16 protein-coding genes and 6 pseudogenes are annotated in these 16,518 nt (G+C 61.3%); 13 read left to right on the forward strand and 9 right to left on the reverse strand.

The window, feature by feature from the left end; all coding sequences use genetic code 11:
- Positions 1–34: 34 nt before the first annotated feature.
- Positions 35–421, reverse strand: a complete 387-nt coding sequence (locus GGR04_RS23075; RefSeq protein WP_183202866.1) for a type II toxin-antitoxin system VapC family toxin — start codon at positions 419–421, stop codon at positions 35–37.
- Between the two features lie 3 nt (positions 422–424).
- On the reverse strand, positions 425–673 hold the full coding sequence (locus GGR04_RS23080) for an AbrB/MazE/SpoVT family DNA-binding domain-containing protein (RefSeq protein WP_183202868.1): 249 nt from the start codon (positions 671–673) through the stop codon (positions 425–427).
- A gap of 264 nt (positions 674–937) precedes the next feature.
- Here GGR04_RS23080 and GGR04_RS23085 point away from each other — a divergent pair, with 264 nt between their 5' ends.
- Entirely contained in the window at positions 938–1,537 is a 600-nt protein-coding gene (locus GGR04_RS23085) for a recombinase family protein (RefSeq protein WP_183202870.1), read from the forward strand.
- Between the two features lie 48 nt (positions 1,538–1,585).
- Here GGR04_RS23085 and GGR04_RS23090 read toward each other — a convergent pair.
- Positions 1,586–2,736 (reverse strand): IS3 family transposase gene (locus tag GGR04_RS23090; protein ID WP_183202872.1). Its coding sequence is split into 2 segments (ribosomal slippage): positions 1,586–2,469 and positions 2,469–2,736, totalling 1,152 coding nucleotides; the frame shifts between segments, so codons are not numbered across the junction.
- Positions 2,737–3,187: 451 nt separating this feature from the next.
- Positions 3,188–3,379: pseudogene (locus GGR04_RS23095) on the reverse strand (IS6 family transposase); the annotation flags it as partial.
- A 113-nt stretch (positions 3,380–3,492) separates the two neighbouring features.
- Between GGR04_RS23095 and GGR04_RS23100 the strand changes: the two are divergent.
- Positions 3,493–3,861 carry a hypothetical protein gene (locus GGR04_RS23100; RefSeq protein ID WP_210291950.1) on the forward strand — a complete coding sequence of 123 codons (369 nt, stop codon included), beginning with the start codon at positions 3,493–3,495 and terminating at the stop codon, positions 3,859–3,861.
- An 8-nt stretch (positions 3,862–3,869) separates the two neighbouring features.
- Positions 3,870–4,442: a tyrosine-type recombinase/integrase gene (locus GGR04_RS23105; RefSeq protein WP_183202876.1), complete on the forward strand. Its 573-nt coding sequence runs from the start codon at positions 3,870–3,872 to the stop codon at positions 4,440–4,442.
- Positions 4,443–4,596: 154 nt separating this feature from the next.
- On the opposite strand, the gene GGR04_RS23110 is transcribed toward GGR04_RS23105, so the two are convergent.
- The 4 genes from GGR04_RS23110 to GGR04_RS23125 form a co-directional block, all read right to left on the reverse strand.
- The gene (locus tag GGR04_RS23110; protein ID WP_183202879.1) at positions 4,597–5,811 is read right to left on the reverse strand and encodes an MFS transporter; all 1,215 of its coding nucleotides are present in this window, start codon (positions 5,809–5,811) and stop codon (positions 4,597–4,599) included.
- Positions 5,812–5,815: 4 nt separating this feature from the next.
- Positions 5,816–6,688, reverse strand: coding sequence for an NAD(P)-dependent oxidoreductase (locus GGR04_RS23115; RefSeq protein ID WP_183202881.1), 873 nt, complete (start codon positions 6,686–6,688; stop codon positions 5,816–5,818).
- 61 nt (positions 6,689–6,749) lie between these two features.
- A complete protein-coding gene (locus GGR04_RS23120) occupies positions 6,750–7,334 on the reverse strand; it encodes a TetR/AcrR family transcriptional regulator (RefSeq protein WP_183202883.1) in 585 nt (194 codons plus the stop codon).
- A gap of 308 nt (positions 7,335–7,642) precedes the next feature.
- Positions 7,643–8,614: a GlxA family transcriptional regulator gene (locus GGR04_RS23125; protein ID WP_183202896.1), complete on the reverse strand. Its 972-nt coding sequence runs from the start codon at positions 8,612–8,614 to the stop codon at positions 7,643–7,645.
- 75 nt (positions 8,615–8,689) lie between these two features.
- Here GGR04_RS23125 and GGR04_RS23130 point away from each other — a divergent pair, with 75 nt between their 5' ends.
- The 3 genes and pseudogenes from GGR04_RS23130 to GGR04_RS23140 all read left to right on the forward strand — a co-directional run.
- Positions 8,690–9,358, forward strand: coding sequence for a DJ-1/PfpI family protein (locus GGR04_RS23130; protein WP_183202885.1), 669 nt, complete (start codon positions 8,690–8,692; stop codon positions 9,356–9,358).
- 54 nt (positions 9,359–9,412) lie between these two features.
- Positions 9,413–9,991, forward strand: a complete 579-nt coding sequence (locus GGR04_RS23135; RefSeq protein ID WP_183202887.1) for a cysteine hydrolase family protein — start codon at positions 9,413–9,415, stop codon at positions 9,989–9,991.
- A gap of 35 nt (positions 9,992–10,026) precedes the next feature.
- Positions 10,027–10,137, forward strand: a pseudogene (locus GGR04_RS23140) (IS5/IS1182 family transposase); the annotation flags it as partial.
- Positions 10,138–10,384: 247 nt separating this feature from the next.
- On the opposite strand, the pseudogene GGR04_RS23145 reads toward GGR04_RS23140, so the two are convergent.
- A pseudogene (locus tag GGR04_RS23145) lies at positions 10,385–11,233 on the reverse strand (IS701 family transposase); the annotation flags it as partial.
- 1,820 nt (positions 11,234–13,053) lie between these two features.
- Here GGR04_RS23145 and GGR04_RS24670 point away from each other — a divergent pair.
- From GGR04_RS24670 to GGR04_RS23180, 7 genes and pseudogenes are all read left to right on the forward strand, one after another.
- Positions 13,054–13,452 (forward strand): annotated as a pseudogene (locus tag GGR04_RS24670) (transposase); the annotation flags it as partial.
- A gap of 117 nt (positions 13,453–13,569) precedes the next feature.
- A pseudogene (locus tag GGR04_RS24675) lies at positions 13,570–13,911 on the forward strand (transposase); the annotation flags it as partial.
- A gap of 51 nt (positions 13,912–13,962) precedes the next feature.
- Positions 13,963–14,281, forward strand: a pseudogene (locus tag GGR04_RS23160) (DDE-type integrase/transposase/recombinase); the annotation flags it as partial.
- Positions 14,282–14,809: 528 nt separating this feature from the next.
- Positions 14,810–15,091 (forward strand): type II toxin-antitoxin system RelE/ParE family toxin, encoded by a 282-nt coding sequence (locus tag GGR04_RS23165; RefSeq protein ID WP_183202892.1) that lies wholly within the window; start codon positions 14,810–14,812, stop codon positions 15,089–15,091.
- Between the two features lie 55 nt (positions 15,092–15,146).
- Positions 15,147–15,443 (forward strand): HigA family addiction module antitoxin, encoded by a 297-nt coding sequence (locus GGR04_RS23170; protein WP_183202898.1) that lies wholly within the window; start codon positions 15,147–15,149, stop codon positions 15,441–15,443.
- 27 nt (positions 15,444–15,470) lie between these two features.
- On the forward strand, positions 15,471–15,914 hold the full coding sequence (locus tag GGR04_RS23175) for a hypothetical protein (protein ID WP_210291953.1): 444 nt from the start codon (positions 15,471–15,473) through the stop codon (positions 15,912–15,914).
- Positions 15,915–16,060: 146 nt separating this feature from the next.
- A complete protein-coding gene (locus GGR04_RS23180) occupies positions 16,061–16,465 on the forward strand; it encodes a phage integrase N-terminal SAM-like domain-containing protein (protein WP_246393596.1) in 405 nt (134 codons plus the stop codon).
- Positions 16,466–16,518: the final 53 nt, after the last annotated feature.

Raw genomic sequence — 16,518 nt, forward strand, 5'->3', positions numbered from 1 at the left:
ACTGGCTTGTGTTCCTCCGTCCTCATAACCCGATTCAGCGCACGAGCTCGACCTTAACGCCGGCGGCCTTTGCAATCTCCTTCCAGGCCCGATCGCTCGTGAGGGCTGGCGCGCCCAGGTTCTTGGCGAGTGCGAGGCAGAACCGATCACCCAGCGACAGGCCGACGTCCTTCGACAGGGAGCGCAGACGGGCCGCCTCCTCGGCGACCTCCTGACCCACAGGGACGATCGCGATGTCGAGATCGGACAGATCCTGCACCGCCTCGTCTGCACCCAGGCCCCGATCGATCAGCTTGGAGAGAACCTCGGTGTAGTTGACGACGGACATGCTGGCGTCACCGAGCCGAGCTTCGACCTTGTCGGACCCTTTCTCGGAAAAGAGCAGACATAGAACGGCGGACGCATCGAGGACGCAGGCCATCGGCTACTCCTTCGTCGCTTCCTGACGCCGCTCGGCGATCAGTTCGTCCGCCACCGATCCGGCTTCAGGTGCATAGTCACGCAGCTTCTCCTGTAGACGCCGCAACGCAGAGCGGGCGGGGCGGATGCGAATCTCTTCGCCATGCAGTTCGATCAGAACGGTGTCGCCCTTCTGCAACCCCATCGACTTGCGAAACACAGCTGGGAGGATAACCCGCCCGCCTTCGACGATCTTGCCCTTGGCTGCCGGCATGGTTGGAACCCTTAGCTACGCTATGCGACTGCAAAGCAGAATGACATACCCTATGCCAGAAAGGCGCAATGGTGCATAGGCCGAAGCAAACGCGTTCTCGTGCCAGACGTTAAGTGTAGGCCCTATGGCCTCCCGCAGCCGAATGACCCGCCCTCAAACGATCGGTTTAGCGCAGGGTCGGTCAAGGCTGCGCGTAAACTAGCTACCGATGGTATCGCGCATGCGCTATAAATTCGAGACGTTTCCGAGCAGGTTTCAGCCCGAATGTCCCGACTTTTTGCTTATGTTCGCGTCTCCACGAACGGCCAGACCACCGACAACCAGATCGGCGAGATCCGCGCGGCCGGTTTCGAGGTTCAGGTCCGGCGCGTCGTTTCCGAAACCGTGTCGGGCTCGCTCGCCGCGAAAGATCGCGAGGGCTTCCGCAAGCTCCTCGATCGGATGGAGGAGGGGGACATTCTCGTCGTCACGAAGATGGACCGCCTCGGGCGCAACGCGATGGACGTGCGGGCCACGGTCGAGCTGCTCGCGCAGATGGGCGTCAAGGTTCACTGCCTGGCGCTGGGCGGCGTCGACCTGACGAGCTCGACGGGCCGCATGACGATGAGCGTCATCAACGCGGTCGCCGAGTTCGAACGCGATCTCCTAATCGAGCGCACCCACGCCGGGCTCGTGCGGGCGAAGGAGCAGGGCAAGGTGCTGGGGCGTCCGGCCAAGCTGTCGGCGGAGCAGAAGCGTGTCGTTCGCGAGAGGCTGGGGGAGGGGGCCTCGATATCAGCGCTGGCTCGAGAGTTCGCAGTCAGTCGTCTGACGATCCAGCGGGCACGCGATGGAGCCCCAACCGCGATAGAACCGGACGGATAGAGCACCCATTGTGGACTTGCCCCGCATTTGTGGAGAGCGTTTTCGGTTCTACGCAGCCCGCTTTTCGAATTGAAGCGGGCTGATGAAGTTGAGCGCCGAATGGCGCCGGACGGGGTTGTAGAAGCCGTCGATGTAGCGGCCGATCGCGGCCGTCGCCTCAGCTCGGTCCTGGAAGGCGGCGCGCCAGACGAGTTCGGCCTTCAGCGTCTTGAAGAAGGTCTCGACCATGGCGTTGTCGTAGCAGTTTCCCTTGCCCGACATCGATATCCGAATGCCGTGCCGGCGCAGTTCGGCTTGGTAGTCCAAGGAGCAGTACTGGCTGCCGCGGTCCGCGTGGTGAACAAGACCGGCAGGCGGACGTCGTAAGATGATGGCTCGGCGCAAGGCTGACAGGGTCAGTTCCTTGTGCAAGCGATCGCCGGTAGCCCAGCCGACGACGCGTCGGGCGAACAGGTCGATGACGACGGCAAGATACAGCCAGCCCTCTCGCGTCCAGACGTAGGAGATGTCCGCACCCCACTTCCGGTTTGGACCGGTCGCCGTAAAGTCCTGGTCCAGGAGGTTTGGCGCAACCGGAAAGGCATGCAGGCTGTCGGTGGTGCGTTTGAACCGTCGCTTCTGCCGTGCCTTCATACCGTTCTCGCGCATCAGGCGGGCAACACGCCGGCGCCCGATCCCTAAGCCGTTGTCGCGGAGTTCGTGCACCATGCGCGGACTGCCATAGGTCTCGTTCGATAGGGCAAAAGCCGAGCGGACATGCGCAAGCAGCATCAGGTCGGTACGCTGACGGTGACAGGCCGGGCGGTCCTTCCAGGCGAAGTAGCCGCTCGGACTGACGCCAAGGACCTTGCACAGGCGCTGGACGGGGAACTCCTTCTTCGCCGCATCGATGAGGCGGAACCTCATCGACTTCCCTCCTTGGCGAAAAAAGTCGCGGCCCGCTTCAGGATCTCGCGCTCCTGACGAAGGATCTCGTTCTCGCGTCGCAGCCGCTTCAACTCGGCCGCCACATCCTCCTGGCGTTCGGGAGGCGGCCCTTCCAGATCTCGCTCCCGGCGCTTGTCCAGCCAGGGCCGCAACGTCGATAGCCCAATGCCGAGGTCCTCGGCGATCTCACGCTGCGTGCGGCCGCTCGTCTCCACCAGACGAACGGCCTCCGCCTCGAACTCCTTGCCGAACCGGCGCTGCGGCTTGACCATGGAATGCTCCTCTTTCCTTCAGAAGAGCTCTCCACTTTCATGGGGCAAGTCCATTGAGCATAAGTTGGAAGATACGAGCGACCTTTCGAGCGAAGCGATTTCGGGCCTTTAGATGGCGCATATATCGGTTGCTATCGGGTTGACCGAACTGGAAAGCGATCGAGCCTGAAACCAGCACTCGTTTTGCTGCTTCGTCTCTCATCGAACGAATGGAGATGGGCTACTTCCGGGGGCTCTGTTGCAAAGTTTTTGGCGTGTAGAAATTTGTCCTACTGCCTCCAATTATCGACCGCCAATCGCGTTCGAAACTTGGCTTCACGGATCGTTTGAAGCTACGACAACTGGCCAAATCGGATGCGGACAGGTCTCGGCGTGGACAGATTTTCTAACTTCCCGACAGCCGAAAAATCTTTGCAACAGAGCCGCTGCCGCTACTGCGGTTCCGGCACCACTGGACGCGGCGGTCGAGCTCGGGGGCGTAGTGCTGGACCCAACGGTAGATCGTGGTGTGATCGACGGAGAGGCCCCGCTCGGCCATCATCTCCTCGAGATCGCGATAGCTCAGCGCGTAGCGGCAGTACCAGCGCATGCACAGGAGGATGATGTCGGGAGCGAAGTGCCGGCCCTTGAACGCCAAACTCATGCTCGAGCCCTCGCTGTCCGCCGTCTTCAGAGCCACAGGCTCTCACTGCCTTCGGATCTTTGCAACAGAGCCACCTCAGATCCGATTGATCATTGGCGGACACCGGATCAAATTTGAAGGCGACGATGGCAGCCGAGTCGAGACGCATCTATCTATTCCGAACGGAACTCGTCGCGAGCGGCAACGGTACGATCGTTTGCGCGGCCCCCGTCGATCTCGTTGTGGCGACCTATGGCGGCGGCGGTCGTCGAGATGACGAGGGTGTGCAGCGCGCATTTGGCGGCAACATCCTCTACCGTAACGATGAAACCGGAGAGTGCTTCGTCGGTGTATGGGGTGCGCGTAACGCCTCGCGTTTTCGTACAGCCCTTCGCCACAAAGCTGCAATCACCATCATCCGCGAGCCGCCACCTGCCAGGTTGGCCTGGTGGAACGCAGCCTGTCCACGTCCGCCGTCCTCCGCTCAGCATGGGCTCAGGTAGCGTATCAGATGAACGACTTGATCGACCCTGACGGCCACCGCCTCTACCTCACCGCCAGCGAACGCGCTGCCTTCCTCGCCGCAGCCGCCAAGGCCGATCGCGAAGTGCGCACCTTCTGCGAGGTGCTGCACACCACGGGCTGCCGGATTTCCGAAGCGCTGGCGCTGACCATGCGGCGGGTCGATCTCGACGCTCGGGTCCTCGTCTTCGAGACCCTGAAGAAGCGTCGTGCCGGCGTCTTTCGCGCCGTGCCGGTGCCAGCGCCCCTCCTCGACACGCTCGATCTCGTTCACGGCCTGCGCGAGGCTCGCAAGAGGCCGGGAGACCCGCTCCTGTGGGAGTGGAGCCGCACCACGGCTTGGCGCGACGTGAAGGGCGTCATGCGCGCCGCCGGCATCGAGGGGCCGCAGGCGACGCCGAAGGGCTTGCGCCACGGCTACGGGGTCGCGGCGATCGGGGCTGCCGTGCCGCTCAACATGCTGTCGAAATGGATGGGCCACGCCGCGATCGAGACGACGGCGATCTATGCCAATGCGCTGGGCGAGGAGCAGCGCTCCATCGCCGAGCGCATGTGGCGCTGAGGCATGCCGTGAAGGCGCTCCAATCAGATTGGCTCTGTTGCAAAGTTTTTTCGTCTGCCGAAAAGTTAGGAAATCTGCGACAAGACCTTATTCGACGCGACTTGCCGGTTAACGCAAAGCAGCCGTCACATGGGTGTGGAGTTCTCTTCACCTCTCAGGTTATGGGCCGTCCGACGCGGAAGCCATGCCTTCTGGCGTTCCATACCGTTCTCAGCGCAATTCCGATCAAGGGAATGAGCAACCACGGCAAGAAGCCCGCGCCAATATTGTCCGTTGCGAGTCCGCCGATCAAGCCGCCCCCTGCCACCGCAAGGTTGAAGATCGTCACGAGAATGGACTGTGCGACATCCGCCTGTTCGCCAGCGGCATCAGCCAGGGCCGTCTGAAGCAAGGTTGGGGCTCCACCGAACGTCATTCCCCAGATCGCTACGCCAGCCAGCACGAGGGTCGACGAGCCATGCGGTATCGCCAGAAGAACTGCAGCGGCAGCGAACGCGACCAGGCTTACCAAGGTAACGCGTCGCAAATGACGATCCACAAGGGCGCCGGTTCCCAGAATCCCTAGAACTGAAGACACTCCGAAGATTAACAAAATCATATCGACGCGCAGGCCGGTGTTGGTCGCGGTAAGAAACGGCGCAACATAAGTGTAGAGGATATTGTGCGCCGATATCCAAGCGAACAGCACGAGCAGAACCGACGGGATACCGGGTATCGTGACGACCTTCCGGACAGGCAGACGTTCCTGCTCCGCCTGTCCGGCGAAATCCGGGACCGAAAGCCGTACCCACATCATCAGCGCCAGCGCGACTGCAGACATGATCCAGAACACGGTTCGCCAATCGGACAAGCCGCCGAGCCAAGCGCCAAGCGGCACTCCGAGGGAAAGCGCGATCGGCTGCCCGACGCCGACGATCGCCATCGCCCGCCCCTGTAGATGCAGCGGCGCAAGTCGCCGGGCGTATCCCGCGACCAGTCCCCAGACGACGCCCGCCGCCATGCCGGCGATAAAGCGCGCGACGAGCGTTAGTCCGAAATGTGCAGATATGGCCGTAAGCGTATTGAAGATCAGGAGTCCGGCTATCGCCAGCAGGAACAACGGGCGGCGGTTCCAATTTCGTGTCGCCGCGATGACGGGAATTGCGGCGACGACCGATCCAAGAGCATAAACCGTCACTGTCTGACCAGCCATAGCCTCGGACACGCTAAGGCCCCTGCTCATCTGAGGCAGCAGGCCGGCTGGCAGGGTCTCTGTCATGATGGCGAGAAATCCTGCCACTGTGAATGCAAGGAGCCGACCAACAGGAAGACGATCTTGGGTCAGTCTCGCTTCTGGAACTCCGCCGGGCGCGTTCTGCGAAACGGTCATGCGGTCATGCCCCGACCAGGAATGAAGCTGCGATATCCTTGGAGCCATGGCCGGAATCTACCGCTCGCTGGAAACGTGCCAATCCGGCTTCGGCCAGATCCGCACGGATGCCGGTGCCCGCGAGGGCTTCCACCACCAGCCGTGCATCCTTCACCCCGTTCTCGATCGAAAAGCTGGTGGAGTAGTCGCCCTCGAGCATCGCGGCAGCCTTGCCTTGGAAGTAGCCGCTATCGAGCGGACCGCCTGTCACGGCGTCGATCACAAGCGCCGGATCAATGCCAAGTGCTTTGGCGATCGAGAGAGTTTCGGCCGTTCCGTGGGTCAAGGCGAAGACGAACGCATTGAGCGCGAGTTTCAGCCTGCTGCTGGCGCCAGGTTTGTCGGACACCCAGATGGTGCGCTGTCCGATGGCATCGAAGACCAACTGAGCAAGGTCACGCCCGTCGTCCGGGCCGGAGGCGAGGATCGTCAGTTTACCTTGCTCGGCAGGCTGGCGTGTTCCCTGAACCGGGGCATCGTAGAGGATGATGCCGTTATCGGCGGCGAAACTGGCGAGCGTGTCGATGGCATCGCCGCCGACGGTACTGAGTTGGAGCCAGGTCGCGCCCTGATGCAATCCGGGCAACGCTGCCGCCATCACGTGGGTCACGGAGGGACCGTCCTTCAGTACCGTGACGATGATGGCGGCATTCCGGGCTGCATCGGCAGGATGATCGAAGGCTTCGACACCATCTGCTGCAAGAGCTTGCGCCCTTCCGAGCGTACGGTTCCAGGCTTGGACCTTGAAGCCTTTCCGGGCGAGATTGCGGGCGACGGCTGCGCCGATGATGCCGGTGCCGAGGACGGCAACGCAGAGGCTGGAACTGATGCCTGTCATGAAAGGCTCCCATTGATATAATGTTGAACGATCGTTCCATAATCGGCCAAAAAGAGGCTGATTATGTCAGCACGGCCAGTGTCTGATCGATGATGGACGCAAGCTTGGCGCGATCCTTTGCCGACGTGGTCTGGGCGAGAACGCGTAGCCCCTGAACAGCGTTGAACACGAAAAGCGCCGAGGCTTCCGGGTCGAGACCGGCTCGGATCTCCCCAGCATCCTGACCGCGGCGGATCGACTCTTCGATGCCGCGCGTCAGAATACTGAAACACTGTCGTACCAGGTCGGCTATTCTCGGATCGCGGCCAGCGATCTCAATCGCCGTGTTGGTAGCGAGGCAACCCCGTTTGTCCGACGCTTCGATATCGCCATCGACGATGGTCTGCAGAAGATCGCGCAATCGGTCGAGGGCGGACCCCTCCATACGGAGTCGATCCACATGCTCTCGTGCTCGCGTCTGGTAGCGGAGCAGCGCTTGCTCGAAAAGCCCGTCCTTGTTCGTATAGGCGGCGTATAGACTTCCCCGTCCGAGGCCCGTTGCATCGACGAGATTTTGCGCTGAAGTGCCCTCGTAGCCATTGCGCCAGAACGTCTCCATCACCGCGTTCAAAACGCGCTCTTCGTCGAACTCTCTCGGGCGTGCCATAGAGGAAGCCTTTATTGAACGAACGTACCATAACCGAGATGGGCAAGAAGTCAACTTCAGCCTGACCGCGCCAGCCTCTTCAGTTGCGACATGATTCTAGGGACCGGAAATCGGTTGGGTCGAGTGGAAGCGGTCAGGTGGTTTAGACTAGAGAGTGGCAGACACGAAGAGTGAGCCGCGCCGGGATTTCCGGAGGCTGGTTGGGTTGAGTCCTACGCGGCGATCGGAAGCCGCGGCGGCTTCGCGGCCATCTCTGCACCCGCAGACGCGCCACGAAAGCTGTCGTAGCGTTCTCGAGTAGACCTTTCTTACCTGCGGAAGCGCTCGCGATAGCTGTTCGGGCTGACATTCATATGGCGCAGAAAGGCGCGCCGCATGGTTTCCGTCGAGCGGAAGCCGCAGCGAGCGGCGGTTCGCGTCACGCTGGCGCCCTCTTCCAGAAGCCGCCTGGCGCCGTCCAAACGGATCAGCTCGACCCCATCGGCAGGGGTGCGGCCCGTACCGATGCGATACCGGCGGCAGAAGGTGCGAAGGCTCATGCCGGCCTGCGCCGCCAGCGTCGTCAGCGTGAGGTCGCGGTCGAGGTGGGCAGCGATCCAGGCGTGAAGGTCCGCAAAGGTCTCGTCCGCTGTTTGGAGCGAAAGCGCCGCACTGAACTGGGCCTGCCCGCCCGGACGTTTCAAAAACACGACGAGCTCTCGCGCGACCGCCAAGGAGAGTGGCCGACCGTGATCTGCCTCGAGCATGGCAAGCGCGAGATCGATCCCCGCCGTGACACCCGCCGAGGTCCAGATCGCGTCATCGCGTATGAAGATGGAGTCCGGCTCGAGCAGCACCGAAGGGTAGCGGGCGCGCATCTCCGCACAGCGACCCCAGTGCGTGACCGCCCGCCGCCCGTCGAGCAGCCCCGCCTCGGCCAGGAGCAGCGCCCCGCTGCACACCGAGGCTATCCGCTCGGCCGACGCTGCGCGTTGCCGTATCCAGTCGATCAACGCCTTGTCGCACCGCGCGGCGTTCACGCCATCGCCGCCGGACACGATCAGGGTTCCCGGCGCGTCCGCATGGGTCGCCGCCGCCTCGGCCCGCAGCACGAGACCCGAACTGGTGACGACATCGCCGCCGAGCGAGACGAGAGCGATCTCATAGAGGTGGGACCCGGTCGCCGCGGTGAGGTCGTTGGCGGTGGCGAAGACCTGCGCCGGCCCCGTCACGTCGAGGATCTGGGCATTGGCGAAGGCGAGGATCTCGACGCGGTGAGGAAGCGAGGACGTGTTTGGCATGAACCGAGCGATGATTGGCGCAATGGCCAAGTCATTCCGCGCTAGGCTCTCTTTCGTCAAGACAGGAACGCACCCATGACCCTTCGCTTCGGCCTCCTCTGCTTTCCCGGCGTCCAGCAGCTAGATCTCACCGGCCCCTACGAGATATTTGCCTCCGCCACGAACTCCACCGTCCATCTCGTCTGGAAGGATTTCCAGCCGGTCCGATCGGCCACCGGCCTGATGCTGATGCCCGACACGACACTGGCCGATGCTCCGGATTTCAATGTCCTGTGCATCCCCGGCGGCGCTGGCGTGAATGCCCTCCTGACGGATGAGACGGTGCTTGCCTTCATCCGCGACAAGGCCGCGAAGGCAAGGTTCGTTACATCGGTCTGCACCGGCTCGCTGGTTCTCGGCAAGGCGGGCCTGCTCGCCGGCAAGCGCGCCGCCACGCACTGGAACGCGATGGACTTCCTTCCGGCCTTCGGTGCCGTCCCGGTTTGGGAGCGCGTCGTGCGGGATGGGTCCCTGATCACCGCGGGCGGCGTCACATCGGGCATCGATTTCGGACTGGTGGTCGTTGCCGAACTTCTGGGCCGTGAGGAAGCCGAGACGATCCAGCTCTCTCTGGAATACGCCCCCGCCCCACCCTTCGATGCCGGGCTGCCGGGCTCGGCCCCGGCTGCGGTCGTCGAGGCGGCGAAGGCCCGCATGCTGGGCTCGCGAGAGGAGCGCAAGGCGCTGATCGATCACGGGTCCTGACGCGCCAAGCATGGCGTTCCGCTCGTCTGACGATTTCTTGGAAGGTTCAGTCCGATGCTCCCCCCGACCGCGACCCTCCTGGTGATCGACGTGCAGAACGGCTTTGCCGATTCCGCCTGGGGGCAACGCAACAATCCCGACGCGGAGCGGAACGTCGCCTTGCTGATCGCAGCCTGGCGGCGCGACGGACGCCCGGTCCGCCATGTCCACCACGCCTCGCGCTCGCCTGCGGGACATTTCTGCATGGGAACGACCGGCCATCAGCCGATGCCCGAAGCCATGCCTTTCTCTGGCGAACCGGTCCACGTGAAGGACGTCAACAGCGCCTTCATCGGCACCACCCTGGAACAGGATCTGCGAGCCGATGGCGTCGACACGTTGATCGTCGTCGGGCTGACGACGAACCACTGCGTTTCCACGACGGTTCGCATGGCCGGCAATCTCGGGTTCACGACGTTCGTCGTCGAGGACGCAACGGCAACTTTTGATCGCCGGGGACTGGACGGAGCTATGCGCACGGCCGCCGAGGTGCATGCCGCTGCGCTCAGCGACCTTTCCGACGAATTCGCCATAGTCGCGAGCACCGAGACGGTCCTCGCATTCCTAGGCTCAGGACCTATTAACCTGCATTGATGTGTGATTCAGTTTGGCTTTCAGAGGAGGTTCTGATGGCCGATCTTTTCCTGCTGAGCGAGCGTCAGATGGCAAGGATCTCGCCGCATTTTCCTTTGGCGCATGGGGTGCCTCGGGTCGACGACCAGCGGGTCGTGAGCGGCATTGGGCTCTGTTACAAAGTTTTTGGCTTGTAGAAATTTGTCCTACTGCCTCCAACCATCGACCGCCAACGGCGTCTGAAACTTGGCTTCACGGATCGTTTGACGCTACGGGAGCTGGCCAAATTGGACGCGGACACGTCTCGGCCTGGACGGATTTTCTAACTTTTCGGCAGACGAAAAATCTTTGCAACAGAGCCAGTCAGACCTCCTGGCCCGGCAGATGCTGGGCGCCCATACGGCTGATGCGCTAGGGCGGGCCGTCTGCCACGCGCACGCGGATGGCAGCGAAGCGGGTTGCAAGCGGGGCCTTTACGCTGCGCCGCCAGGAAAGCTTGCGCCATCGCACGCTTTCCAGCATGGCCTGGGCCGGAACCGAGACGACATCGGGCACATAGTTCTTCCGCGGTCGCCCGCGGTCTTCGACGGCGAAGATCATCGCCACGTCGGACGGGTAGACCTTTTGCGTTCGGGTGATACCGGCCGCCCAGGACAAGTCGCGGTCGCTCAAAGCTTGCCGGAACGGTGCCGACAGGCTGTATCCTGCATCCGCCAGAAGGCAGCCGAAGCGAACACCAGCGGCGCGCAGCCGATCGATCTCCTCGATCGCGATCTCGGGTTTGGTCCTGTAGGTTCTGCGGTGTTCCGGCACACCGGCCCTGGAAAGCCGCGCCTCATCGCCCGCCCAGCTCTCGGGCAGGAACAGCCACAAGCCCACCATGGCCGGCACCTCACGAGAGGCAAGCGTCAGCGATACCAGCATCTGGCAGTTTGCATTCTTGCCCAGCGCGGAAGCATATTGCGGCGCCACGCCGACCGAGTGCGTGCCCTTCTTCGGCAGCGCCGTGTCATCGACGATCAGGAAGGCCTTGTCCCCGCCCAGCATCCCATCGGCCTGACACGCCAGTTCCCGCTCCAGGGGCGCTGCGTCCCATACGCCGGCGCCGACGAAATGGTGCAACTGATCGTAGCCGACGACCCCATCGCGCAGCGCCATCGGCTGAATGTTCTTGCGCTCACCGATCGCGATCAGGCCAGCCACATAGGCAGGGCATTTCCTGGCCCGCGCCTTACGCCCCAGCGCCATCAGGAACGGCGACATCTACCGTTCCAACTTCCCCGCCAACCCGATCCTAGGGTCGCCCTTGTGAGCCGACATCTCAGTAATCACCGGTCAAACGCGCGGGGTATTCCTGCAGAGTTTGCTGCCAAAGTAGCGCTAGAAGGCCCCAAAAAACTTTGCATGCTTTGATTGGGCAGGCATGTAGCCACAGTTCCTTTGGTTGAACAATGAGAACGATTGGAATATTATTCCGTCATGGAATTTATGCACCCTTGCACGAACTTATAAGTCGGCATCATCTGAGCGAAGCTAGCGGCGTCTCGGCAAAATATTATCTGGGGACTTCGCTTCACGACCCTATATAAGAATAGGTTGGCCTAAAAAGATGAATTATTATAAAATTTTCCTGCGTCAGGAAGCGAAGACAACGTCAAACTGTGAGTATGGCTGTGATAGGTAACCTCTTTCGTGCCTTAACAATTTTCATTTTATCTGTCATTTTCCTACCAATATTGGCTTTTTTACTATGGGCTGGGTGGCAAATGTCTGGCCCGATAAGCGATGTCGAAGTACCTATACCCTTACCATCGGTACGGGTAGGCGTTCAGTTGTGGGCTTCTTGGGATTCTGACGGATCGTTCTGGCTAACAGCAGAAAATTCGAACGGCAGCGTTGAACGAAGCTTATGGGAGGACTGGGGTCCGGCACGGAGGAGTAGTTTCTATCTTACAGCCGAAGGGTGGCTCGCGGTACTTGCAATAGGTGAGTTGGTGGCACTTATTGAATTTCCTTCAGATGGCCCCCCAAGATCTGTCGGACTCGAAAAACGTTGGAGAGATAGCTCTGACCCCTCCAAGGAATGGACTTATATTGGTGCAGTAGATGGATTAGGACCTCAGTATTTTATATTACCTACGTCAACGGAGTGTGTCCAAACTTTGGGTAATCTGCCTATGTATAGAAAAGAACATGCCGGAGGGTTTTGTCATACAGATGACATACGTATGCTATCAGACGGTAAAATGGTAGAACCTTAGTTAAATACATTTCAATGTAAATCAATTTGGCGGCTACCGCAATGAAAATGACTCGTATAAGGTTGGCCTACTCCCCGTTTCTTGGAAGGGTTTGAGCTGAAAAATTCGAGTTATTAGCCCACATCCGATCGTTGGACCGCCGGACGCTGCAGTTTTCCGGCTTCGTTACATGCCCCCGACTTTGGACCGCCCGGCTGGAGGATTTCCGGGGTGATTGCTCAGGCGGCTCCGTTGCGAATAGCCGATCAGGCCACAATGATCCCGTTCTGTTCCAATTTCAGGCGGCGAACACCTGGAACAGCCGTCCGATGAAGCGGGCCTCCGATCCACCGGCGAGGCTGTCGACCATCGAGCGGAACTGGCCCTTCCGAAACATCCGCATCGTCTCAAAGCCGCGAATGGCGTTGTGGGCGGTTTTCTGAGACTGTAAGCCCCGCACGGGTCGGATCCGCTGCTTAAGTTTGCCGGGCTCTGTTGCGAAAACTTTTCGTCTGCCGAAAAGTTAGAAAATCCATCCAGGCCGTGACCTGTCCGCGTCCGATTTGGGCAGCTCCCGTAGCTTCAAACGATCCGTGAAGCCAGGTTTCAGACGCCGTTGGCGGTCGATGGTTGGAGGCAGTAGGACAAATTTCTACACGTCAAAAACTTTGCAACAGAGCCGCTCGATCTGTTGCGCGTCCTGACCGGGCGCCGTTACAAAGTCCAGATCGTAGTGTCTGCGCTGGTGGTGGAAATTCGGACGTCAAACCGTGTGACGGATGTGGCCACCGGATAGGCCGGCTTAGGTCGAGTTGCGAGCCTTCAACCTGACCGGAGAACCCGATGACCGAGGACAGACTACCGCTTGCCGCGCTTCTGGCGAAGGTGGGTGACGGCGATTTCCTGAGGACGATCGCCGAGAGCGTGATGCAGCTCCTCATGGAGGCCGATATGGAAGGCATGATCGGTGCCGGACGCCACGAGCGGACCGTGGAGCGGGCGACCTATCGCAACGGCTACCGGGACCGCTCGCTCGACACGCGGCTCGGCTCGTTGCAGCTTCGGTTCCCGAAGCTTCGGCAGGGCAGCTACTTTCCGCCGTTCCTAGAGCCGAGGAAGCTCTCCGAGAAGGCGCTCGTCGCCGTGATTTAGGAGGCCTGGATTAGCGGCGTTTCCGCCCGGAGGGTCGATGATCTGGTGCAGACGATGGGCCTGTCGGGCATCGGCAAGAGCACCGTGTCGAAGCCATGCACCCCTTTCAGCAAATGCAAGCATTTGCTTGTCGGGCGAGGCGACATCGACGAACGCCAGGCTTTTATCCAGCCCGATCGCGCCGGCGCCGCCTAGGCGCTGCAGCATGTTGCCGACCAGCTGCGGGGAAAATGCCCCAAGCTCGGCAACTTCATCGACGACAGCGAGACCGACATGCTGGCTCATCTGGATTTCCCAAGCCAGCATCGCACCCGGATCCATTCGACCAATTCACTGGAGCGCCTGAACAAGGAGGTGAAGCGCCGCGCCGATGTCGTCGGCATCTTTCCGAACGAGGGCTCCATCATCCGCCTCATCGGCGCCGTCCTCCTCGAGGCCAACGACGAATGGCAGACGCAGAACCGTTACATGCAGACTGAGCCCATGGCCGAACTCATGGCCGCCAGCACCAAGCTCGAAACCGTCCGACTTTCCACCGCAGCCGCCTGAAACGGAGCCGCTTCAGTTACACCCAATTTCCACCACGTTGACGGACACGACCGGAACCGCAGTAGCAGCAGCTGGTATGTCGACGAAACCTACGTGAAGGTCCGTGGCGAATGGATGTATCTCTACCGGGCCATCGGTGATCTCGACGGACAAGAACCCGGCCTACAACGAGGCGATCGCCTCGCTGCCGCGAGAGGGGCGGCTCGCGGCGACCTGTCAGCACCGGCAGGTGAAATATCTGAACAACCGCCTGGAGTCCGACCATGGGAAGCTGAAGCAGCGGATCCGCCCCGTGCGTGGCTTCCAGTCGCAAAAGACAGCGAACAACGCCATTCGCGGCTTTGAGACGATGCGGATGTTTCGGAAGGGCCAGTTCCTCTCGATGGTCGACAGCCTCGCCGGTGGATCGGAGGCTCGCTTCATCGGGCGGCTGTTTCAGGTGTTCGTCGCCTGAAATTGGAACAGAAGGGGATCATCGTGGCCCGATCGGCTATTCGCAACGGAGCCGCTATCGCCGAGGCGCAGGGCACCTTTGCAGGAATGGCGTGCGGACCGCGCCGGTCACGAAAAAGCCGCCTGGGATCGCTCCCGGCGGCTCTGCGTCTCTTGCGAGATGTGCGACCTCTTCGTCTCAACTCGCCAGTACATCCGTGGTCGGCTGGGGCTGAAGGCCTTGGAGCGCATCAACCCTGTAAGGGGACGCGCTGCACGAGTGATAAATGGGTGGGCCTGAGCGGCGTTTCAAGATCCTTTGGAAGCGGCTCGTGGCGATGGCGCCCGGTGGCGACGCGTCGATCGGGGCATCCTCAGGTTTTGAGCTCAGAGCGATCGAAACAGCTCACAGACTTGACGAACTCTCGGTTACGTATCATTCTACGATACTAGCAAGGGAAGTGCCGTGATCCGGTCATATCGAGGCAAATACGCGGAGAGCATTGCGCAGGAAGGGAGTCCCAAAGGCTTTCCCACCAATCTCATCCGGCCCGCTTTTCGAAAGATCCAGATGCTATCCTCCGCGTTCAAGCTCGAGGATTTGAAAGTGCCTCCAGGAAATAGGCTTGAGGCGCTTTCAGGCGATCGCGAGGGGCAGCACTCCATTCGGATCAATGACCAGTGGCGGCTCTGCTTCCGCTGGACGGGCACTGACGCGGAAGACGTGGAGATCGTGGACTACCACTAGCCCCCGTTGGCTGGTGCTACGGCAATTGCGCCGGATGAAGAAAGGAAAAGCCATGCTGACGCGCTTGATGCCAGCCATTCACCCGGGAGAGATCCTGCGCGAGGAGTTTCTGGAGCCGCTTGGCATCACGCCTTACGCTCTGGCGGCGGCGCTCGACGTTCCTCGTACCCGCATCGAGCGGCTGGCCCGCGAGGAAACCCCCGTCTCAACGGATACGGCGTTTCGGCTGGCCCGATATTTTGGGACCACCCCTGAGTTCTGGATGAATTTGCAGCTGGCCTACGAGCTTCGCACCGAGGCAGAGGCCATGCGAGAGGTGGTTGAGAAGATCAAGCCTTTGGTCGCCGCGTAAGCGACACAACTCGACTAGGCAGGCTCCATGCTGCGATCAACCCTTGTTTCGATCATAATCGTGATCGCGCAGGTCATACCGCTGCCAGGGCTCACTCAAGATCTGCCTTCGGTCGAGGGTCGGCCCTCTCACTACCGGGTACGGTTTGGCGCAACGATTGGAGAGTTGGAGCCTGTCGCAGGCGAGGTGTTGTGCGCTCGTGATCGAGACTGCGAGATTCTGTTGGCCTTCGTGCCGAAGGTCACGATCCGCCTCCGCGCCGATCCGAACAAAGTGCAGCACGGCTTGGCTAAGATCGACTGTGCAGACCTGCGATGCGTCCTGAGTATGCAGGAGCAGGAGGTTTCCTACAACGCAGAGGTCAACGACCTCCGCATCTCGACCGGACAGAAGGACGATGGGGTCCTCGTCTACCCGGTCTGGCGTCCTCAAAGGGAACTGGGTCGGTTCACGTTCGTCGTTGCCCCATAGGCGAACTGGGGTGGAAGAACGAACCCGCTTCCGCGGGAAGGGCGGCGGCTTCGTCGTCGAGGACTGATGCAAGCGCGCTGCGCTGATTGAGCGTCGCCCTGTGCGGGCGGACGATCCCGGCTCCTTCACCCGAACGGAGCCTTCCCATGACGACCTCCATCATTCCCGCCGGCTCGGTGAGCCCGCTACGCCAGCGCCTGATCGCTGACATGACGATGCGCCGCTTCTCCGCCGAGACGCAGCGCAACTACCTGCGCGACGTCGGGCGTCTCGCCTCGTTCCTCGGACGCTCGCCCGACACGGCCAGCGTTGAAGACCTGCGCCGCTTCCAGATCGCGCTTCAGGAGGCCGGTCTCGGCGTGCCGACAATGAACGCCATCGTCTCGGCCCTGCGCTTCTTCTTCGTCCACACGATCGACCGACCCGATCTCGCCCGCAAGCTGGTGCGGCTGCGCTATCCCCGCAGCCTGCCCGATGTGCTCAGCCCTGATGAGGTGCGTCGCCTGCTTTGTAAAACCGCTTGCAATGATGGCCCCCTTGGCGGGGTTTGACGCTTGGAATGCTGACCCCTGCTGAGCTGTTTTAGGCTCCCTCCGATGGCCCT

The organism is Aureimonas pseudogalii (genome assembly GCF_014196835.1).
In the GTDB taxonomy this organism is placed as follows: Bacteria; Pseudomonadota; Alphaproteobacteria; order Rhizobiales; family Rhizobiaceae; genus Aureimonas; species Aureimonas pseudogalii.